This is a genomic window from Streptomyces sp. B15, assembly GCF_018070605.1.
Classification (GTDB): Bacteria; Actinomycetota; Actinomycetes; order Streptomycetales; family Streptomycetaceae; genus Streptomyces; species Streptomyces smyrnaeus.
In genome coordinates this window covers 1-19942 of sequence record NZ_JAGPXJ010000009.1, presented here as the reverse complement: position 1 = coordinate 19942, position 19942 = coordinate 1, and the positions used below count along the sequence as shown (strand labels likewise).

The window sequence follows — 19942 nt, the reverse complement described above, 5'->3', positions numbered from 1 at the left end:
CAGTGTGGCCGCGGTCACGTGCCCAGGGAAATCGGCACGCTACGTGGACGGAGAGATCAGCGGTTTCGCGATCACGTGAAGCTCACGAGTCTTTTCCTGGGCTTCGACAATCCAAGGTGCCAACACGTCCTCTCGTAGGACTCGCCCGAAGTGGTCACAGGCCATGCCAGGGTCCCCCCTGAGGGCCGCTGCGGTCCCGGGCGTTCGATGCTGTCCCGGAGGAATCCCCGCCGCACCGGCCTGGACGTCACCTATCGGGCCACGTTCGGCAGAGCCTGGAACCTCGCCCTCAGCGCGGTCACGTTCGCAGCGGCCTGTCGGCCGAGGACGAGCGCCAGCGGCTGAACTGGTCCTCGGTGCGGAGCCGGCGAGGTCCGGGCGCCGCGCCGTGGCTACTCGGCAGACACCCCTTGTCGTGGAGCTCCACATGGCCGTGGCAGAGGGCCGGCCCTCCCTCTGACGGGGGGCGGTCATCCCTCGACAGAGGGATGACGCAGACCGCTCCCGCTGGCGATTACTTCCGGGCCGGGGAAAGCCAGGATCGGTGATGCACCCACCGAGTTCCCCACCGGTCAAGGAGACTTCGCAATGCATACGCGCATCGCCTTCCTCGGCGCACCGCTGCTCACTCTCGCCTACGGTGTCATCCGTATCCTCGACGGGCTCGACGGCCAGCGCGGTCCCGGGTTGGCCTGGACCGCTGGTCATCTGGTCTTCATCGGCGCCATGGCCCTGTTCATCGTCGCCTTCGCGCAGATGCGACAGGGTGCGGGCCGAAATATGCTGTCGACCGTGCTTGCCGTGCTGGGCAGCATCGGCGCTGTCGCCCTTTCCATCCAGTTCGGCATCGACATCATCGCCGGCGCCCTGACTCACGACGCTCTCTCCATGAGCATCAAGACCGCTGAGCTCAGAGAGGCTTCCCATACCGCTCTGCTGGCGTACGACGTCGGTCCGTACCTCTTCTACGTGAGCCAGGTGGCGATCGTGGCCCAACTTGCCGTCATGCGCCGCATCAAGGCGTGGACGCCGTTCCTTGTCCTGATCGATATGATCATGCCGTTCGTCGACAAGGACTTGATCCCGGTCGGCGCCGTGGTTCTGCTCATCTCCTTCGCCTCCATCTCCCAACGCCTTTCCGAAGGCTCGTGCTCCCCTGAGCCCGTCATGTCCCCCAGGGCCTCCTGAGCCGCCAGGGTCTCCGCACCCCCTGCTCGCCTCGCACAGGAAGAGGCGTCCCCAAGGCCGAGTACCGTCTGAGAGCTCCAGGCCGGAGAAGAGAGTTGGAGTCCGTGTCCCCGCTGCTGATACTGGAGCCCGCCCGTAGGCGGCTGCTCACCCTGCCTGCCGCCTGGCGCGATGCGGCGCTCGTTCTCCTTGTGGTGGTAGTGCAGTTGTGGCCCTTCTACTCCCGCAGTGGGCCTGCGGGGAATCCCTGGCACTGGTGGGGATACCTAGTCGTGGTCGCCTCCGCACTTCCTCTGCTGTGGTCTCGGCGCGCTCCGATGGTCGCGCTGATGACGAGTCTCGCCGCGACGTCCTGCTACGACCTGGCCGAGCATGTGCCCGCACAACCGATCTGGTACGGCGGACTCGTCGCGCTCTACTGGGTCGCCGACCGTTCCGGCAGGCGGCAGCGGTGGGCCATGCTCGTCGTGACGGTCGGGGGCAGCCTGCTGATCGGGTCATCGGAGACCGCGCTGCGCAGTGGGGTGCTCTTCGTTGCCGCCTACGCGATCGGCCGGGCTTCCGCCACCTCCCGTGCCCACACCGCGACACTGCGGGAACGCACCGCCCGGTTGGAGTACGAGCGACACGTCGAGGCGGAGCGGGCCGCGGAGCGAGAACGGGCCCGGATCGCCCGCGACATGCACGACATCCTTTCGCATGCGGTCGCGGTGATGGTGATCCAGGCAGAGGCCGGACCGGTGGTGGTCAGGAGCAGTCCGGAGCGCGCCGAGGCAGCGTTCGATGCCATCTCCGCGGCGGGACGTGAGGCGATGGCCCAACTCCGGCGCATCCTCGACGTCTTGAGGGCCGACGAGGACCCGCTCGCCCCGCAGCCGGCGCTCGAGGACCTTCCCACTCTCGCGGACCAGGCATGCGGTGCCGGGCTGACCGTGACATACGCTGCTGTGGGCGAGCCGCAGCCGGTGCTGCCCGATATCGGGATCGCCGCATACCGGATTGTCCAGGAAGCGGTCACCAACGTCGTCAAGCATGCGGGCGCCAGCCGTGCGGCCATCCGGCTGGACTGGCAGAAGCGGGGGATACTGATGATCGACATCGTCGATGACGGCCGAAGTGGGACGGCTGCAGAGGGGACAGAGGGCGGCGTCGCCGGACCGGCGCTGCCCTCGGGCGGTAACGGCCTGATCGGGATCCGCGAGCGCGCCGCCGCCTGCGGCGGGAGCGCGCAGGCGGGCCCACGTGCGGACGGTCCCGGCTTTCGGGTCCGCGTCCAGCTGCCGCTCACGCCACAGCGGGTGTCGGCATGACGCTTCGGCTCGTCGTCGCCGACGACCAGGAATTGGTCCGCGCCGGATTCAGCATGATCCTCGACGCGCAACCAGACTTCGAGGTGGTCGCCGAGGCGAACAACGGCCTCGAGGCGGTCGAGGCAGTCCGGACCCACCGGCCCGACCTGCTGCTGCTGGACATACGGATGCCCAAGATGGACGGCATCGAGGCGGCCCGTATCGTCTGTGCCGAGACCGACTGCCGGGTCCTCATCCTGACCACCTTCGGCCTGGACGACTACGTCTACGAGGCGCTGCGCGCAGGCGCGAGCGGCTTCCTCCTCAAGGATGTCCGTCGTGACGACCTCGTCCAGGCGGTGCGGGTGGTGGCCGCTGGCGAGTCCCTGCTGGCTCCCTCGATCACCAGCATGTTGATCGCGCGATTCGCGGCGGAGACGACTGGCCCCAGGGCGACGCTGTCGGCCGATCGGCTGGCCGCCCTGACCGCCCGCGAGCAGGAGACCCTGAAACTGATCTCCCGCGGTTTGGCCAACGCGGAGATCGCCGCCGCCATGGTGATCAGCGAACACACCGTCAAGACACATGTCAGCAGCGTGCTTGCCAAGCTCGGGTTGCGTGACCGGATCCAGGCGGTCATCGCCGCCTACGAAACCGGCTTGGCGGTCCCCGGCCGATCCGAATGATGCAACGCGAGACCCCGCAGATCGACACATCGGCGTCGAGACCGGCAGGGAAGGCCGTCGGGCGGAGGCCTGCCGCACGGCCCAGGAGCAGGCCGGCGGACGTAGCAGCCGGGACGGAGTGCTGCTCTTGAAGACTTTCCCGGTCGCGCACCCCGAAGGCGCGGTGGAGCCGACCGGCCACGGGCGACCAACCTGCCCGCCACCACGCCGATCGCCGGCCTGGTGCGGTGGGCGAAGATGCGCCGGCGAGTCGGACACGACTACCGCGAGCTCAAGTACGGCCTGGCCTGAACCACTTCGAGGACCGTACGTGGCGCGGCTGGCACCACGCAGAAGTCTTCGGGATCCCCGTCAGCCGCGGCACTGTACTGCGGCTGGTCGACGGCCTTCCAGAGTCACAGCCACGGACTCCGCGGGTAGTTGGTGTCGACGAATACGCGATGCGCAAGGACCGGGTCCATGGGACTGTACTGGTCGACGTGGAGACCGGTCGGCCAGTGGACCTGCTTCCTGATCGTGAAGCGACAACGCTCGCAGCCTGGCTCAGCAAACGTCCGGGGATCGAGGTGATCTGCCGCGACCGGGCCCCGTTCTTCGCCGAAGGCGCCCGCTTCGGGGCACCGACAGCTGTGCAGGTCGCCGACCGTTCCCACCTCTGGCACAACCTCGGCGAGGCCGCCGAGCGATGTGTATCGCGGCATCGGTCCTGCCTGAGGGCACCGTTCACCCTGCCGAGGCAGAAGCCCGCCAAGGCGCCTCAGGAGGCCGATGGATCGATCACAACACCGTGGCCAACAGGGCACCGGTTCGCCGACCGCACCCGCGAGGAAGCACGCAACCGTCCACGCGCTGCTGTCCAAGGGCTACAGCAGACGAGCCATCGGCCGCCACCTCCACATGACCCACCGGGCAGTCAAGCGCCTCGCCGACGCTGCAGGCCCGGAAGACCTGTTTCAAGGCCAATGGCAAAACCGACCCACGAAGCTCGACGACTGCAAGCCCTACCTGCACGAACGATGGGCCGAGGGCTGGACGAATGCGTGGGTCCTCTGGGAGGAGATCAAATCTCACGGGTACGCCGGCGGATACGGAACCGTACGTGCTTACCTCCGCCCCTTCCGCGGATCCACACCGACGGACGCTCGCCCACCAACTCCTCGGACCGTCACGAAGTGGATCCTGACCCGCCCCAGGCTCTCCAGGAGAATGACCGCCTCAAACTCAAGTCCGTCTTGGTGCACTGTCCTGAACTGGAGGCTCTGGCCAGGCATATTCGTGCCTTCGCGCAGATTCTCACCCAGCTCCAGGGCGACCGGCTCCTCGAATGGCTCACGGCAGTCCGAGCCGATGGCTTGCCCAGCATGCACACCTTCGTGAACGGCCTCGAACGTGACCTCAACGCTGTCATCGCGGGCCTCACCCTGCCCTGGAACTCGAGAATCGTCGAAGGCCATGTCAACCGCATCAAAATGATCAAGCACCAGATGTACGGCCGCGCTGGCTTCCGCCTTCTTCGGAAGGGAGTCCTGTTGTCGTGACGGAAGAACCGCGACTCGTGAAACAGTCACTGGTGCCTGACCCTGGGATGGGCCGGGCAGCTTCGGAAGTCAAAGCTGCTGATCCAGACGCACGTTCATTGGGCTGAGGCCCGCAGCTTGGTAGAACGCACGAGCGCCCTCGTTGAAGTACCAGACGTCTGTGACGAGCCGCTGGCAGCCTGCCGCGCGTCACTTCACGTACGGCTTCGAGCAGTGCTGTGCCGACACCACTGCGGGCAGCATCGGGGACTACGGCGATTTGATCCAGAGACACGATGACTTCTGAGTGCTCCAGAGCACTGCCGGGGCGGTCTTTGACGCGGGCGAGGGCGTATCCGAGGGCTTCACCTTCAGCCCCATCAGCCAGGAGCACGGTAACTGATGAATCAGCTATTCGAGCGCGGAAGAAGCCTTCGACGGCACCTAGTGTTCTGACCGGGAAGGTTCACCGGTTCGGATGCCTTACAGGTTGTTCGCATAGAAGCTGGTGAGTCGTTCGACCGCAGCGTCGACGTATGCGGGTTCGTCGTACATCTCGTAGTGGCCGGCGCCGTCGATCACCATGAGGTCGACGGGGTTGGGGGCCAGCTTCCACAGCTGCATGCCGGTGTCGTAGGAGCCGGTGTTGCCGATGCGTCCGGCGAGGATGACCTGGAGTGGCTGGGTCATGAGCTGATCGGCCAGGTGGAACGCGTCGTAGCCCAGCAGGAGGGAGTCGCTGCGCAAGAGGCGCCGGTTCGTGGAGTGTTCGTTACCGCCGCGCTCGGTGCGGTAGTAGGTGACGGCCTGAGTGGTGTCGATGTCGGTCAGGCCCGCTGCCGTGGCGTCCTCGAGGGTGTCGGGCAGCCAGTTCACGCGGGTCGTCTCGCCCGAGCGGGCCTCTTCGGTACGTGCGTCCGCGAGGGCGTCGAGTGCTGCGGCCGGGCCGTCGGGCTGGAAGCTGCGGAATGAGGCGCCGATGTTGCCGGGGACGACCGTGCCGACCACTTTGATGCGGCGGTCCGTGCGGGCGGTGTGCACGGCGTAGCCGCCACCGGCGCAGATGCCGAGGACGCCGATGCGCTGCGGGTCGATGCCGGGAGTCGTGGTGAGCACGTCGATGGCGTAGGAGATGTCCTCACCTCGGCGGTAGGGGTCTTCGAGGTCGCGGGGCTCGCCTCCGCTCTGGCCCTGATGGGCGGGGTCGAAGACGAGCGCCGCGATGCCGCGGGCGGCGAGACGGGAGGCGTAGTTGGCGCCGATCTGCTCCTTCACGCTGCTGCCTGGGGTGGAGAGCACCACGGCGCGCAGCGGTGCGCTGCTGTCGGCGTTGTCGGGCAGGTGGAGGTCCGCGGCGAGGTTGATGGGACCGCGCGGGATTGTGAGGTGCTGAAGCATGCCTGGCTTCCTTCGTGAGATTGTTGTTCCATAGAAATCCAGTACAAAACAATATTTTGTACGACCTGAAACTAATACGAAACTGTACCACCTGGATGGAGGGTCGATGTCAGTCGACGGGGCGCAGCTGTGGACGCTGAACCAGCGGCTGCTGGGTGTTGTGATGGATGCATGCACGGGGGAGCTGGCCGAGCTCGGGTTGGAGACGAAGGAGTTCTTCGTCCTGGCCGAGGTGGAGGCATCGCCGTACCCGGCTGAGATCGCGACTGCGCTGCTGCTGCCCAAGGCGAGCGTGACGGTCTACGTTCGCAACCTCGTCGGCAAGGGCTTTGTCCGCCGCGAGATCGACGAGGCGGACTTGCGGCGTCATCGGCTCGTACTGACCGCTGAGGGCACGCAAGCACGCGATCGAGCACTTGCAGCTCTCGCGGCGGAGTACGACCGCAGGTTGGCGAGGGTCACCCCCCAGGACCGCGTTGAGCTGCAACGCATCCTCAAAGCGATGCTCGCCTCGCCCGCGTCAGGCCGTATGCGCGAGTGATTCGTCTGTCCGGTGCTCTGCTGCACGTTCGGGCCGCGACCGCATGGATTCGTCAGATCGTTCAGGTTGCGACGGCAAGGGGATGCCCGCCCCAGCGGATGCCTTTCTCGCTTCGGACGCGGGCACGTTCGCGACGCTGCGCCGCGAGGATGTCGGGGTGGCGGATGTTGGTGTTTCGCCAGCGCAGGTAGGCGTGCAGGGCCCGGGTCTGCACGCTGTGGTTGCGGTGGTTGGCGTTGGCGATCGTGAACTGCCGCAGTGGCCCGAAATGGGCTTCGATCGGGTTGGCCCAGGAGGCGTAGGTCGGGGTGAAGCACAGCTCGACGCGGTTCTTCTTCGCCCAGCGGCGGATCTTGTCGCCCTTGTGGGCGGACAGGTTGTCCAGGATGACGTAGATCGGGGCGCCGTCCGCGCGCGGCCCGGATCGACCTCAGTGCGGCCAGGGTGTTCACCGCACCCTTCTTGCGGCGGTTGACGCCCCACAGCCGGTCGTCGCCGGCGGAATAGCAGCCGTGGAAGTACCGCACCCCGTGGGTGCGGTGGTAGGTCGCGGGATGGCGCTCGGGGTGACCGGCGGGAGCCCAGCCGGCCCCGGCGGTGGGGCGGATGCCGAGCGGCCCGAACTCGTCGAACGCGAACACGCGGTCCGCGAAGCGTTCCAGCACCTCCTCGATGCGGTCCAGCTTGGCGTCACGCTCGGGGTCGGGCGACTCCTTCCAGGTTTTGGTGCGCTGGAAGGTGATGCCGCGGCGGGCGAGCAGGCACCGTAACGCCTCGCGGTCGATCCGGATCACACGGCCGTGCACCTTCCGCAGGTAGGCGGCGAGTTTACGGATCGACCAGCGGGTGAAGGGTTGGCCGACCTTGGTCGGGCGGGTGGTGGCCGTCTGGACGACGAAGCCCTCGTCGTCAGGACTGAGCAAGCGGGGACGGCCTCCCGCCCAGCGAGGGTCCAGGCAGGCCAGGCCGATCTCGTTGAACCGGTGGATCACGTCGCGAACGGTGTCCTCGTCAGCCTGAACCAGCTTCGCGATCACCGGGACCCGGTTTCCGCCGGCCGAGGCCAACAGCATCATCGCGCGCCGGTATCGCACCGAGCTGGTGCTGCCCCGGCGCACGATCTGCTGCAGCTTCTGCCCCTCCTGGTCGGTCAATCTGCGCACACGGACAGGCTCAGCCACCACACCCCCAACGGTTGAGTCGGACGTCTCCGGACATCCAACCGCTGGAACCACCGACCCGGCGAACCTTCTCGGTCAGAGCACTAGCTCCGGGGAAACAAGGAACAGGTCGGGACGGTGCCGGTTATGCAGGTCATGAACGATTTGGTTGAGGGATGCCAGCAAGGCAGCATCATCTGAAGAAGCGGTACGAATCTGGATCATGTCGCCATGCTGGCCGGTTGCCTCTGCCCCTGCCACACGTTTTGGAGTAGCCCAGCGCGGGTCGGCCGAGACGAGCACACGGAGAGTGATCGACCACAGAAATTGATCCAGAACCTGAGTTTGGGAGGCGTCGGCGGTGCGTCGTGTTCGATGTTCGTGAGAAGCGGCGGCGTCTGTGCACCCCGCCGTCGCGGAGCCGCCACTTGGGAAGTCGCGCCGACACCCCGAGCAGCTCTGGGCGGTGCCCCGGGACGTCCGGCCCGGCCACGGAGGCTCCGCAATAACCCGGTGGCCGGGCGAGGCGGCCACTGCTACATTTCCGGAAGGCCGTGCAACAGATCGAGGAGGTGGTTCCCGTGGACGCAGTATCGACATGGGTGCTCCTCTCCGGGGTCACGGTCGGGCGATAGGCAGGTCGTCCGGGAGCGCCGTTCCAGTGCACTCCCGAAAGGCACGACCATGCATGTCACTTCCGAGCAGCTCCTCGACGGCGGCGTCCTCGAACGCGAATTCACCCTCGACGAAATCCCCGGTCTTTTGTGGACCCCCGCATCGGCATCCGCACCGGTGCCGCTGATCCTGCTCGGCCACCCTCCCCTCGGGCTGCGCAAGATGTATCCCCGATTGGTGGCCCGGGCCCAGCGCTCCGCGGCGGAGGGTCTCGCCACGGCCACCATCGAGCTCCCCGGAACCGGTGACCGGCCTCGTTGGCCCGCCGCCGAGCAGGCCCGCGCCGACCTGCGGCGGGCGAGGGAAGCCGGTGAGCCGGTCAGTGACGAGCTCGTCGACGCCCTCATCCTCCCGCTGGTCGAAAGAGCAGTCCCGGAGTGGCAGGCCGCCCTGGATGCCCTCCTTCCGCTGCCCGGGATCGGCGGCCCGGTGGGGTATTCGGGGGGAGTGATCTCCATCGGCATCCGGCTGGCGGTGGTAGAGCCGCGCATCGTGGCCGCCGGTCTCTTCGCCGGGAGTTTCGTACCTCGCGCCATGTTCGAGGAGGCCCGGCAGGTCACCATCCCACTGCACGTCCTGCTGCAGTGGGACGACGAAGGGAACGACCGGCAGGCGGCCCTGGACCTGTTCGACGCCTTCAGCTCCAAGGAGAAGTCCCTGCACGCGAACATGGGCGGGCACACCGGCGTCCCGCAGTCCGCGTCGGACGCCGCGGCCCAGTTCTTCGCCCGACATCTGAAGTGAGGCCGACCGTCACACCGGCGGCAGGCGGTAGCTGAGGTCGGCCGGCATGCCGCTCATCGATGGGCAGGCCCCGGCTTCCGCAGCTCCACACCGTGGGCCCTGCCGAACTTTCGGAGGGGCCCTTGCTGCCTGAGGTCATGAACTGTTCGATTTCTGTAGAACTTCACGTGCTGCCTTGCGTTTGGCGCCAAGTGGTCCGAAACGTGAACGCGCCGACTTGCTTGTCTCACAGCCGCTTCATAAGTGCAGCCGATATGAAGCGGAGCGTGAGGCTGTGCAGCGAAATCTGCGGGCCTCCAGGTATCCAGCGCACCGCCCGCTGTGCGGGAATCCCCGGAAGTTCACGTCACGGTCAGCCGGGCCTGGGTGGAGCTGGTGGCCCCATCATGCGGCCGAGCACAGGCAGCGGGACTTCGCTGCTTTCGCGGACGGCATCCCGCGCCGGTCGACAAGCCCACGCAGGGCCTCGTCCCGCCCCGTCTCGTCCTGCCGTGTCCGGCATCTTCCGCGCCCATCCCGGCGCCTTGCCCGGCTTCCTTGTGAGGCGATGTCGTTTGCATGGTGGTGACGCCATGTCGGCTGCGGACGGTTGGGGGGAGCGCCGGATGTCGGGGCTCTTTATGGGCTGCTAGTACTCCAGTACGACTTCGCGATCTTCCGGCAGAGTGACGGCTCCCGGACCGCGAGTTCAGCCTGACAACGAGGCCGGGCGGCTCAAATGTGCGCCTACTGACAAGATGATGCGGTGAAAATGGCGCAGTACGAAAACGTCCCCGTCGTACGTCCCATCACCGACGCCGACATCCCTACCTCGGTCGACACACTTGCCCGAGCCTTCGCCGAGTACCCCTTCACCGGCACGTGATCGCCGCGGAAGGCCATGAGGAACGGGCCCGGCGCTTCCAGGAAATCTGTCTTACCCGCATCGGCATGGTATACGGCCGCGTGTGGGTCGCGGGCGAGGGGCGCGCTGTCGCCGTGTGGGCCACTCCAGACGAGATCCCTTTCCCGCTTTCGCCGAGGTCGGCCCGGTGCTCGACGAGTTGTCCGGCGACCGGCAAGTCGCCTACGAATCTGCAGAGCAGGCCGTTGCTCCGTACCGGCCGCAGGAGCCGACGCGGTTCCGCCGTCTCTCCCGAGGCGCAGGGGGAGGGCCTTGGCAGCGCGGTGCTGGTTCCCGGCATCGAGGAGGCAGGACACGCCGGGTATCCGGCGTTCCTGGAGACCTCCAGTGAGAGGAACGTGCGGTTCTACGAGCGGCCCGGCTTCCGGGGCACGGCTGCTGTCACCCTCCCCGACGGCGGCCCCCACACATGTGCATGCGTAAGGACCCGCGCTGGCAGCTGGCCGAACAGGCGGCCCATACCCGGCCCGGGCCGATGCAGCGTCTGCTGCGCTACGCCCGCTGGGACGCCGATGCCGTCCGCGACGGCCTGCCTACGCCGCTGAACAGCTCGGCACTGACGGCGGCGTTCTCGTTGTCGACGAGACCGGCTTCCTGAAGAAGGACCGACGTCCTTACGGTGACGCGCTCGACGTAGGCATCGGTGATCTTCCGTGGGACACCGGGCCGTGGCTCGTCGCACAACCGTCCGGTCACTCCGAAGGGGCTGTCGAGGTGACGATGACCGCCGGGCAGCTGGGTGGTGACGCTGCTGTGCCAGCCCCTTCTCGTACGGGTCGTCGACGGAAGCGGCGGTAGCGAACGGCGCCGGATCGGAGCCCTTGCGCCGGCGCGTGATCAGCCGTGTCCGTCTCTTCCCGAACCGACTTGCCTGGCGCGCCGCCCGTGCCACCCAGGTGTGTCGCACCCGTGTGTCGAGCCTGGTGGGAGGCCCCTCGGCGGTCCCTCGGCGACCTGCTGCTGTTCACCGGCTCGGTCAGGTGCTTGCGGTCTCATCCGGGTGGAGGGCGTCGAGGATGAGGGTGAGACCGAAGGCGAACTCGTCGGCGTGGTCATAGCCGGGCTTGAGTACGTGCTCGGTGGCCAGCTCGGCGAGGTGGGGGTAGGTATCGGCGGGCATGTCGCGCAGGATGGCGCCTGCGACCTCGTCCTGCTCTGCCGCGCCTGTGAAAGGCAGGCTCAACTCCTGGAGCACGAAGCCGTACAGGTAGCTGTCGATCAGCGAGACGGCGTGTGCGGCCATCGGGACGGAGAAGCCTCCCGAGCGCAAGGCTCCGATGACGGCGTCGTGGTGGCGCAGGGTCCCGGGGCCGGGCTGGGAACGGGAGTCCATGAGGCCGATGGCCCACGGATGGCGCCGGAGGACGGCGCGGGCGGATGCCGTGCGGTGGCGCATGGCACTTTTCCAGTCCATGTCGCGCGGTGGCAGGTCGATCTCGCCGAACACGGCGTCCACCATGCCGTCGAGGATGTCCTCCCGGCCCGCCACGTGGTGGTAGAGCGACATCGCCTCGACTCCCAGGGGCTCGGCGATGGCCCGCATGGTGAGCGCGGCCGACCCCTTCTCGTCCGCGACCGCCACAGCCGTACGGATCACGCGTTCGCGACTGAGCGGGGCGCGTGCCAATGCTCCGCGCCGGCCCTTGCCTGACTTGCCCATCCGCCCTCCTTCTCGGCTTCCCTTGACTGCCTTACGGTATAAGGCTAGCTTGCCTTACAACATAAGGTGGTCACGTCGGCGAAGGGGCTGCGGCCATGGGCACGGACAGCGTGAAAAAGGTCTGCATCGTCGGGGCGTCCGGGAAGCTCGGCCAGTACATGGTCCGGCACGCACTGGAGCGCGGCTACGAGGTGGTCGGTGTGTGCCGGGAGCGCAGTGTGCCGAAACTGGCCGCGTTCGAAGCCCGGATGGCCATCGTCCCCGGACCCACGAACGATCCTGAGGTGATCCGGCGGGCGGTCGCAGGGTGCGACGGGGTGCTGACGGTTCTGGTGCCCTGGGGCGTACAGCAGTACGCATCGGGCACGGCGCAGGCGGTGCTCGACAACGCGCGGCCGGACGCACGCCTGGTCTTCTCCTGCGGCTGGCACATCACGCGCGACGGCATGGACAGGTACTCACGGATGTTCACCATGGGCGTTCGGGCCGCCGCCGTGCTCGGCAAGCTCGTCCGCGCCGTCGAGATCGACGACCAGGTGGAGGCGTGCCGCCGGGTCTTCGCCAGCGACGTACGGTGGACCGTGGTGCGCGGCAGCAGTCTGGAGGAGGGGGAAAGCCAGGGCCTGCCCATGTGGAGCAGCCATGTAGGCGACCCGGTACTGGCCAGCAACCTGACGCGCCGGGTGGACTTCGCACTGTTCATGGTGGAAGCGCTCACCAACGACGCGCTCGTCCAGCAGGCCCCCGCGATCGTCGGTTGCCGGACCCCCAGCGCCCTCGCCCACACCGACGCCCAACACGACCACGCCTAGCTGATTGAGTCCGATGTTTTCAGTGGTCGTAGGCGATCAGGGATCGTTTGGTCTTGGCGCCGGTGGTCCAGTTGTGCCAGATGCCGGCTGCGAGGGTGAGGAGTCGTTGGCCGGTGCGGGCGAAGACCCCGGCCGGGGTTCTGGCTCCGTGCTGTTCGAGGCTGAGCTGGCCTTTGAGGGTGTCGATGACGGCTCCGATCCATGGCGGACGCGGGTGGTCTTCCCGTGCCGGACCGGCTCGTCCTCGCGGGCATGCCTTCCGCGGTGGTGACCAGGTAGAGCCGCAGTCCTCAGAAGAAGCGCGAGTGGCTGCGGCAGTAGCCGTATCCGGCGTGCCTGGCAAGGTCGGAGCGTTTGACGGTCTCGGGGGAGGCCGCGCACGGCAGTGGGTCGGAGTCGATCAGCCGCAGGTCGTCGTGCCAGGTGGGCACCTGGCGGGCGAGCATCCGATGGTGTGGCTGATCAGCGGTCCGGCTGCGTTGAGGCGCTTGTTGTAGGCGGATTGCCGGGGCAGGTAGCGGAAGAGGTGGGCGAGCCTGGCGTGGGCGAAGCGGATCCAGTGCCGGGCCGAGGGGAACCCGAGCAGGACTTGTGCGACCGCCAGGCACAGCAGTTCGCTGTCGGTGAGTTTCGGGGGTCGCCCGATCCGGCGACGAGGGGCCACATGGTCGTCGATGAACACGTAGAGTGCCGCGAAGGGCGTCCAGGTTCGAGGTCACACTCAGACCAACGGGCGCCCTTCGCCATGGTCGCGGCCAGCACAAACATCGGACTCATTCATCTAGCACGAAACAACGGCAGCGCCTCCCGTGTTGCCGGGAGGCGCTGCCCCATCTCCGGCGGCTTCCGCGCTTCCTGGCGCCTCCACGTCACCGCCCCAATACGGTCTGCTGGCATGGCGGAACGGGCTGGCGGCCGAAGGGTGCTGCCCCTTCTTCGTACCCGTGGTGGTGACGAGCCGCTCGGCGATGTCGCGCAAGCTCCGCTCTTGGTCGCGCACGTGGAAAGCCACGGACAGCATGTCGTCGTCGGTGACGCCCGCGCCGCCGATGGTCTTGCCGCACTTCCGTGCACCCACGCGCCCTTCGAGGGTGCGGTCGCGGATGTACTCGCGCTCCATGCCCGACATCGCCGCGATCACGGTGCACACGATTCCGGACGGGTCGTGTGAGCCCTTCAGCTCCCCGGTGAGGAACTCCAGCCCGACGTCGCTCGCCTTCAGCTGTGCGGCGAGCTTGGCGAGTTCGATGCAGCGGCCGAGCCGTTTGCGTTCGTGGACGACGAGGGTGACGCGTACGCCGGAGGCGCGGATCTCCCCGGCGAGCTTCACAGCGGCCTCCAACTCGGGGCGCCGCGTGGCGCGGGTGGAGATCTTCTCCGAGAAGACCCGGGTGACTCCGGCCTCGCCGAGGGAGTCGAGCTGTGCGTGGAGGGACTGCCGGGTGGTCGAGGCACGGGCGTAGCCGAGGCGGACGTGTCCGACCGGTTCGGCGCCGGCGCTCACCGGCCGGGGCAGCTCGGTCCACACCGAGCCCGGCTTGCGTACAGCCGGGGTCGGAACGCTTGAGTGCCTTGGCGAGCTGGGGCACAAGCCGGAAGCGAGCGGTGTGGTGCTGGAGGGCCACCTTGCCCATGCCGGTCCGGCACGGCGATCCCGCCGGCGCGGCGCAGGCGGACATCGGGCAGTCGCGCGGTTCCACGCGCTTGAAGCCGTCGCTCACGCCCAGGAGCGTCACCTGAGGGTGTTTCAGCAGCCCAGTTGATTGCAACGACTCATGAAACATGATCGTCGCAGGCGGGACGCCGGGCGGGCGGCTGTACCACGAGCGACCATCCATGAAACGGGCTGGCGCTGTCTGCAACCAGGTCAATCCGTTCCGGGGCCAGGATCGCTTGCGGGTGGTTCGGGCAGCCAGTCGCGAGCCGGGTCGTACTCCAGCCACCGCCTGCGCCCGGCTGCTTCCGCGCAGGCGGCAGCAAGGCTGGTCAGTCCCGGGTGCACGTTGCCGGTCCGCCACAGCAGTGACCAGGCGTACAGCGGCGTGGGATCGACCAGGGGGACGGAACTCAGTCCGGGGACCTCCGGCAGTGGCACATCCGCAGGTACCAGCGAGAAGCGTCGCGGCTCTTCCGTCATCTCGGCAAGGAAGTGGGCAAGCCCCAGGTTGACTCTCGTCGCCGTGTTCTCGATGCCGAACCGGTCGGCGAACCGGTCGAGGAAGTCGAGCCGGTGCAGCGGGCCGGGCGACCACAGCACGCTGCCGCGCAACTGGTCCGGCCGCAGCGCCGGTTCGGCTGCGAGCGGATGGTCCTCGCTCAGGATGGCATCCACCGGCTCGAGGCGGACGAGGCGGTGGGCAAGGCCGACGGGCAGCGGGGGGTGGACGCGACCGAAGGCCGCGTCAATGTCGCCGCGCAGCAGTGCCGTCGTCACCGACGGCAGATCACGCCCGTGCCCCAACGTCAGCTCTCCGGCCCGTCCGGCGACCTGGGCCAGCGTCCGCATCGGCGCGTAGAGGTGACCCCAGACGTCTACACGCAAGGGATCATCTGTGCCGACCGCTGCCGCGACAGCGGCATCGGCGGCGGCCACGACCTGCCGGGCCGGTAGGAGGAAACGCTGCCCGGCCTCGGAGAGGTGCACGCCGTTGCCGCCGCGCCGGAACAGTTCGGTACCGAGCAGGGATTCCAGCCGCGCGATCCTCTTGGACAGTGCCTGCTGGGAGACGGCGAGGGTTGCGGCCGCCCGTCCGAAGTGCAGTTCTTCGGCGGTGCGCACGAAGGCACGTACCTGCGCCACGTCGAGATCCATGGCTCCCACCATAGGTGACAACCAAACGTTGTCGGCTGTGCTCGTTCGTTGTTGGATCGCGGGGCAGCCGCGGGGGTTGCATCCTGCCCATGCAAAGACTGATTCCCACAGGGAAAGCGGCGCGCCCGGTCGCCTTCGCCGAGGTCCCCCAGCCGGTGCCGGAGCCCGGTGAGGCCCTGATCAAGGTCGAGGCGATCGCACTGAACCGGGGCGAGACCTTCCTCCTCGAACGTCCCACGCCAGGGCTGCTGCCCGGCAAGGACATTGCAGGGCTCGTCGTACAGGCGGCGGCCGACGGCTCCGGCCCCGGCATCGGCACCCGCGTGGTCGGGCACCCGGCGCAGGGCGGTTGGGCCGAGTACGCCGCCGTGCCCACGCACTCCCTCGCGGCGCTCCCGGACAGCATCGACAGCGTACGGGCGGCGGCTCTGCCCCTGGCCGGGATCACCGCCCTGCGGCTGCTGCGTACGGCCGGTTCCCTGGCCGGCCGACGGGTGCTCCTGACCGGCGCCTCGGGCGGCGTCGGCCACTACGTCACCGAGCTGGCCGTCGGCGCGGGAGCCGAACTGACCGCGGTGACGGCCACGCCGGTACGCGGTGAACGGCTCGCGGAGCTGGGCGCGACGGTGGTGCACGAGGTCGCGGCGGCTCAGGGACCGTTCGATGTCGTGCTGGAGTCCACGGGCGGGCCGGATCTGCCCATCGCCCTGTCGAAGGTGCGCCCGAGCGGCACTCTCGTCTGGTTCGGCCAGGCGAGCCGCACCCCGGCGACCCTGGACTTCTTCCAGCTCCTCGGCGGGCCCGAGCGCGTCACGATCCAGCATTTCCACTACACGGGCGCCCCGTACGGCTCCGATCTCGCAGCCCTGGTGAGGCTCGTGGAAGAGCGCCGGTTGCACCCGCAGATCGGCCGCGTCACCGACTGGGCACAGACCGCAGACGCCCTGGTCGACCTGCGAGAGCGCCGGATACGGGGCAAGGCCGTCCTGCTGACCCGAGGAGCCCGATGAATGCCGCCGAGTTCGCCGCCGCCCAGTGGACACGCGCCACCGGCACCGGCGTGGATCCTCACGAGTACCGGCGTGTCACCGACGGCCTCGTCTGCGTCGCCGACTGGGGGCCGTCCTTCCTGCGCACCGGACACGACCACCTCCGGCGCGCGCAGGACGCGGCATCACCGCTCTCGGAGGGTGAGTACCTCCTGATGGCGGCCCGGTGGTTCCACCTGGCCACCCTGGCGCCGCACCCGGAGGTACATCGTGCTGCCGCCGAGGCGGACCGCGCCTTGAGCCGAGCCCTCACCATGCTGGAGCCCGATGCGCGGCGGGTGAGCGGCGAGGGATTCACCGGCTGGCTGCGCGGCCCCGCCGACGCGCCGGGGACCGTGGTCGTCGTCCCCGGCCTCGACTCGGCCAAGGAGGAGTTCCTCGACCTGGTGTCCGCGCTGCTGGCCAGGGGGCTTGCGGTGTTCGCGATGGACGGCCCTGGACAGGGCGTGCTCGCGGCCACCACGACCTTCGTCCCGGACTACGAGCGGGTCGTGGGCCGGGTCATCGACGCCCTCGGCGTCGCACGCATCGGGCTCGTCGGCCTGAGCCTGGGCGGCTACTTCGCGGCCCGGGCCGCGGCGCTGGAGCCGCGCGTGGCGGCCCTCGCCACCGTCAGCGGTCCCTTCCGCCTCGACTGGGAGCAACTGCCTCCGCCCGTACGGGACATCATGGCCACGCGCACCGGGGGCGCCGACGCGGCCCACGGCTTCGCACGCCAGGTGGACCTCGCCGCCCTGGCACCGCGCATCACGGCCCCGCTGCTGGTCGTGGACGGCGACCAGGACGTCATCCCCGGCGTGACGAACGGGGAGCCCCTGGCCCGTCTGGCACCGCACGGCAGCTACCTGTCCGTCCCGCACGGCGACCACCTCCTCGGCAACGCGCGGCCCGACTGGCTGCCCCACCTCAGCGACCACCTCGCTCACACCCTGACGGGAACACCGGCATGAACCGCTTCACCGACAAGACCATCCTCATCACCGGCGGCACCAGCGGCATGGGCCTGGCGACCGCACACCGCCTCGTCGACGAAGGCGCCCACGTCATTGTCACCGGCCGCACCCGCGCACGGCTTGACGCGGCCGTCGAACAACTCGGCCCCAGCGCCTCGGGCGTCGTGGCCGACGCCGCCGACCTCGGCGCGGTGGACGCGTTGATGGAGACCCTCCGGGACCGTCACGGCCGGCTCGACGGCCTCTTCGCGAACGCAGGCACCGGCACGTTCCTGCCGTTCGAGAACATCACCGAGCAGGACTTCGACCACGGCATCGACCTCAACTTCAAGGGCGTGTTCTTCACTGTCCAAAAGGCGCTGCCGCTACTGACGGACGGAGGCTCGATCGTCATCAACGCCTCATGGACCCTCCACCGGGGCAACAGCGTGCTGACCCTCTACTCGGCGACCAAGGCCGCCTCCCACAACCTGGCCCGAACCCTCGCCGCCGCACTCGCCCCCCGCGGGATCCGCGTGAACTCCGTCAGCCCCGGCTACATCGACACGCCGATGTACCCCGCCGACGCGCTGACCCGAGCGGAAGCAGAGGCGCTCACCGGCCAGATCGTCGCCGGCCGCTTCGGACGCCCGGAAGAGGTTGCCGCGGCTGTCGCGTTCCTCGCCTCGCCCGACGCGTCGTACATCAACGGTCAGGACCTCGTCGTCGACGGCGGCCTGGTCGGCGCCGCCCCCGCCTGACGATCGGTCGAACACACAGCCCGACCGCGCCTTCCCCACAAAGGTGCGGCCTCTCTCGCTTCGGCCACGCGACGACGAGAACCCGTCCGGCCGGCGCCACCCTGCCTCGTTCGATCGGGCGCCGGTGAGGCCCTGAAGTCGTCATAGCCCGTCATCGTGTCTCCGTAGTCGAGTAGCAGCTTCCGCCGAGGTTTGGGGGTGAGGCACGGCAGGGGCCAGCCTCAGGTCGCGGCGCTTGTCCATGTCCAGGCGGAAGGTGCCGTACGGGTTGTCACGGGACCAGAACAGCGCGGTCAGGCCTCGCCGGTCCTCGTCGCTGAGTTTCTTCGCCCAAACCGGTTCGTCCAGGATCAGTTGGACCAGCAGTGTGTTCGCGTGGACGAGCGCGGACTGGAGCAGGTGCAGGGCGAGCACCGAGGTCTCGGCGTGCTCCTTGCCCGAGTTGGAGCACGGCGTTCGCGCTGTTCCAGTTCTCCACGGCCTTGAGGCCGCCATGGATCTCCCGGCGCTGGTACTCCAGTCGCAAATCGTTGCCTGAGCTGGTCGGTTTCGTTGTCCCGTGCATGGTGGGGGTGGACGAGGCTTGCCTGTGGGCGGCTGAGCTGGAGTCGGTGTTCGCGCGGGTGGCGGGCCGGTTCTCGCGTGTGGATCTGCGGTGGCGGATGCGGGACTACGTGCGGGGCCTGCTGGCGCCGGTGGAACGGAAGAACGGCTGGCAGCTCGCCGAGTATGCAGGCCACCGCGGCCCCGCTGGCTTCCAGCACCTGTTCAACGGTTCGACCTGGGACGCCGACGCGTTCCGGGACGACATGCAGCACTACGTCGCCGAACAACTCGGCTGCTCAGGCGGCGTATTGATCGTGGACGACACCGGCTTCATCAAGAAGGGCACGGCCTCGGCTGGTGTCCAGCGGCAGTACTCCGGCACGGCCGGCCGCACCGAGAACTGCCAATCGGAGTCTTCGCCGCCTACGCCTCGACCAAGGGTCGGGCACTGGTGGACCGAGAGCTCTACCTTCCGAAGTCCTGGACAGGTGACACGGATCGGTGCCGGGCAGCGGGCATTCCGGAGAACCGCGGGTGCGCGACCAAGGGCGAGCTGGCACGGGCGATGATCCTGCGGGGCCTGGCCTCGCCCCTGCCGATCGCCTGGGTGACCGGTGACTGTGCCTATGGCCAGGAATCGGATGCGCCGCACCCTGGAGGAGGCCGGTGTTGGCTGTGTCCTGGCCGTGCCGAAGTCCCAGCAGCTCCACGCTCCTTTCGCACGTATCGACCACGCCATCGCCCAGGCGCCGGAGGAAGCCTGGGAGCGGATGTCCTGCGGCGACGGCGCGAAGGGCCCTCGGGTTTACGACTGGGTCGCCGCCTGCCTGCCGGCCATCGATGTCTTCGACGGCGACACACCGACCCATCAGCGGTGGATGCTGGCCCGCCGCAGTCTGACCAGGGCTGATGAGATCGCCTACTACGTCGCCTATGCGCCCAACGGCACCACGGTGGCCGACCTGGTCCGGGTCGCCGGGGCCCGCTGGGCGATCGAGGAAGCCTTCCGGGCGGCCAAGAACGAGTGCGGCCTGGACCAGCACGAGGTCCGCCGTTATCCGGGCTGGTACCGGCACATCACCCTGGCCATGCTCGCCCACGCCATCCTGGCCGTCCTCGCAGCCCAGGCCACCGAAAAGGGGGCTGCAGAAACGACGCCACCAGCACTGTCCCCGTCACCGTGGCAGAAGTCCGGCGACTCCTGGACGTACTGCTTCCCCACCCCGAGCCCCGAGGCGACCCCATCGCACACGCCCTGAGATGGTCCC

The 19942-nt window shown here is 68.4% G+C and carries 19 protein-coding genes and 5 pseudogenes; 15 read left to right on the top strand and 9 right to left on the bottom strand.

Going from position 1 to position 19942, the window contains the following annotated elements; translation table 11 throughout:
* Positions 1 to 588: 588 nt before the first annotated feature.
* The 5 genes and pseudogenes from KBY19_RS06600 to KBY19_RS06585 all read left to right on the top strand — a co-directional run bounded on the left by KBY19_RS06600 (position 589) and on the right by KBY19_RS06585 (position 4701).
* Entirely contained in the window at positions 589 to 1188 is a 600-nt protein-coding gene (locus KBY19_RS06600; RefSeq protein ID WP_210965366.1) for a hypothetical protein, read from the top strand.
* A gap of 104 nt (positions 1189 to 1292) precedes the next feature.
* Positions 1293 to 2498: a histidine kinase gene (locus tag KBY19_RS06595; protein ID WP_307843458.1), complete on the top strand. Its 1206-nt coding sequence runs from the start codon at positions 1293 to 1295 to the stop codon at positions 2496 to 2498.
* Positions 2495 to 3163, top strand: a complete 669-nt coding sequence (locus KBY19_RS06590) for a response regulator transcription factor (RefSeq protein WP_210965364.1) — start codon at positions 2495 to 2497, stop codon at positions 3161 to 3163. The genes KBY19_RS06595 and KBY19_RS06590 overlap by 4 nt, the downstream gene beginning before the upstream one ends.
* A gap of 151 nt (positions 3164 to 3314) precedes the next feature.
* Positions 3315 to 3492 (top strand): annotated as a pseudogene (locus tag KBY19_RS36275) (IS701 family transposase); the annotation flags it as partial.
* A 15-nt stretch (positions 3493 to 3507) separates the two neighbouring features.
* Positions 3508 to 4701, top strand: coding sequence for an ISL3 family transposase (locus tag KBY19_RS06585; protein ID WP_307843457.1), 1194 nt, complete (start codon positions 3508 to 3510; stop codon positions 4699 to 4701).
* On the opposite strand, the gene KBY19_RS37730 is transcribed toward KBY19_RS06585, so the two are convergent.
* A complete protein-coding gene (locus KBY19_RS37730; protein WP_210965362.1) occupies positions 4637 to 5074 on the bottom strand; it encodes a GNAT family N-acetyltransferase in 438 nt (145 codons plus the stop codon). The two genes, KBY19_RS06585 and KBY19_RS37730, sit on opposite strands and share 65 nt — an antisense overlap.
* 89 nt (positions 5075 to 5163) lie before the next feature.
* Positions 5164 to 6078, bottom strand: a complete 915-nt coding sequence (locus KBY19_RS06575) for an alpha/beta hydrolase (RefSeq protein ID WP_210965361.1) — start codon at positions 6076 to 6078, stop codon at positions 5164 to 5166.
* 106 nt (positions 6079 to 6184) lie between these two features.
* Here KBY19_RS06575 and KBY19_RS06570 point away from each other — a divergent pair, with 106 nt between their 5' ends.
* Positions 6185 to 6619, top strand: a complete 435-nt coding sequence (locus KBY19_RS06570) for a MarR family winged helix-turn-helix transcriptional regulator (RefSeq protein WP_210965360.1) — start codon at positions 6185 to 6187, stop codon at positions 6617 to 6619.
* A gap of 61 nt (positions 6620 to 6680) precedes the next feature.
* Here KBY19_RS06570 and KBY19_RS06565 read toward each other — a convergent pair.
* Positions 6681 to 7800, bottom strand: a pseudogene (locus KBY19_RS06565) (IS630 family transposase).
* Positions 7801 to 7875: 75 nt separating this feature from the next.
* Entirely contained in the window at positions 7876 to 8004 is a 129-nt protein-coding gene (locus tag KBY19_RS37170; RefSeq protein WP_282106956.1) for a hypothetical protein, read from the bottom strand.
* Between the two features lie 459 nt (positions 8005 to 8463).
* Here KBY19_RS37170 and KBY19_RS06560 point away from each other — a divergent pair, with 459 nt between their 5' ends.
* The 3 genes and pseudogenes from KBY19_RS06560 to KBY19_RS36270 all read left to right on the top strand — a co-directional run bounded on the left by KBY19_RS06560 (position 8464) and on the right by KBY19_RS36270 (position 10700).
* Positions 8464 to 9198 (top strand): alpha/beta hydrolase, encoded by a 735-nt coding sequence (locus tag KBY19_RS06560; protein ID WP_185015879.1) that lies wholly within the window; start codon positions 8464 to 8466, stop codon positions 9196 to 9198.
* Between the two features lie 930 nt (positions 9199 to 10128).
* Positions 10129 to 10407: pseudogene (locus KBY19_RS37465) on the top strand (N-acetyltransferase); the annotation flags it as partial.
* Positions 10408 to 10517: 110 nt separating this feature from the next.
* Positions 10518 to 10700, top strand: coding sequence for a hypothetical protein (locus tag KBY19_RS36270; protein ID WP_247690703.1), 183 nt, complete (start codon positions 10518 to 10520; stop codon positions 10698 to 10700).
* 378 nt (positions 10701 to 11078) lie between these two features.
* On the opposite strand, the gene KBY19_RS06550 is transcribed toward KBY19_RS36270, so the two are convergent.
* The gene (locus tag KBY19_RS06550) at positions 11079 to 11762 is read right to left on the bottom strand and encodes a TetR/AcrR family transcriptional regulator (protein WP_185015878.1); all 684 of its coding nucleotides are present in this window, start codon (positions 11760 to 11762) and stop codon (positions 11079 to 11081) included.
* Between the two features lie 95 nt (positions 11763 to 11857).
* On the opposite strand from KBY19_RS06550, the gene KBY19_RS06545 reads away from it, so the two are divergent.
* Entirely contained in the window at positions 11858 to 12574 is a 717-nt protein-coding gene (locus KBY19_RS06545; RefSeq protein WP_210965359.1) for an NAD(P)-dependent oxidoreductase, read from the top strand.
* Positions 12575 to 12593: 19 nt separating this feature from the next.
* On the opposite strand, the pseudogene KBY19_RS06540 reads toward KBY19_RS06545, so the two are convergent.
* From KBY19_RS06540 to KBY19_RS06530, 3 genes and pseudogenes are all read right to left on the bottom strand, one after another.
* Positions 12594 to 13208, bottom strand: a pseudogene (locus KBY19_RS06540) (IS982 family transposase); the annotation flags it as partial.
* Between the two features lie 147 nt (positions 13209 to 13355).
* A complete protein-coding gene (locus KBY19_RS06535; RefSeq protein ID WP_307843450.1) occupies positions 13356 to 14102 on the bottom strand; it encodes a recombinase family protein in 747 nt (248 codons plus the stop codon).
* Positions 14103 to 14441: 339 nt separating this feature from the next.
* Positions 14442 to 15386, bottom strand: a complete 945-nt coding sequence (locus KBY19_RS06530) for a LysR family transcriptional regulator (RefSeq protein ID WP_210965358.1) — start codon at positions 15384 to 15386, stop codon at positions 14442 to 14444.
* 89 nt (positions 15387 to 15475) lie between these two features.
* Between KBY19_RS06530 and KBY19_RS06525 the strand changes: the two genes are divergently transcribed.
* The 3 genes from KBY19_RS06525 to KBY19_RS06515 are packed head-to-tail and all read left to right on the top strand — an operon-like array spanning position 15476 to position 18128.
* Positions 15476 to 16396: a zinc-binding dehydrogenase gene (locus tag KBY19_RS06525; RefSeq protein ID WP_185015875.1), complete on the top strand. Its 921-nt coding sequence runs from the start codon at positions 15476 to 15478 to the stop codon at positions 16394 to 16396.
* A complete protein-coding gene (locus KBY19_RS06520) occupies positions 16393 to 17385 on the top strand; it encodes a S9 family peptidase (protein ID WP_210965357.1) in 993 nt (330 codons plus the stop codon). Before KBY19_RS06525 ends, KBY19_RS06520 begins: the two co-directional genes overlap by 4 nt.
* On the top strand, positions 17382 to 18128 hold the full coding sequence (locus KBY19_RS06515; protein ID WP_185015873.1) for an SDR family NAD(P)-dependent oxidoreductase: 747 nt from the start codon (positions 17382 to 17384) through the stop codon (positions 18126 to 18128). Before KBY19_RS06520 ends, KBY19_RS06515 begins: the two co-directional genes overlap by 4 nt.
* A 141-nt stretch (positions 18129 to 18269) precedes the next feature.
* Here KBY19_RS06515 and KBY19_RS06510 read toward each other — a convergent pair whose 3' ends face one another.
* Positions 18270 to 18623 carry a Tn3 family transposase gene (locus KBY19_RS06510; protein WP_210965356.1) on the bottom strand — a complete coding sequence of 118 codons (354 nt, stop codon included), beginning with the start codon at positions 18621 to 18623 and terminating at the stop codon, positions 18270 to 18272.
* A gap of 68 nt (positions 18624 to 18691) precedes the next feature.
* Here KBY19_RS06510 and KBY19_RS37725 point away from each other — a divergent pair.
* Together KBY19_RS37725 and KBY19_RS37720 are read left to right on the top strand one after the other, a co-directional pair.
* Positions 18692 to 19254: pseudogene (locus KBY19_RS37725) on the top strand (IS701 family transposase); the annotation flags it as partial.
* 46 nt (positions 19255 to 19300) lie between these two features.
* Positions 19301 to 19933: a transposase gene (locus KBY19_RS37720; protein WP_368860983.1), complete on the top strand. Its 633-nt coding sequence runs from the start codon at positions 19301 to 19303 to the stop codon at positions 19931 to 19933.
* The last annotated feature ends 9 nt before the right edge of the window (positions 19934 to 19942 follow it).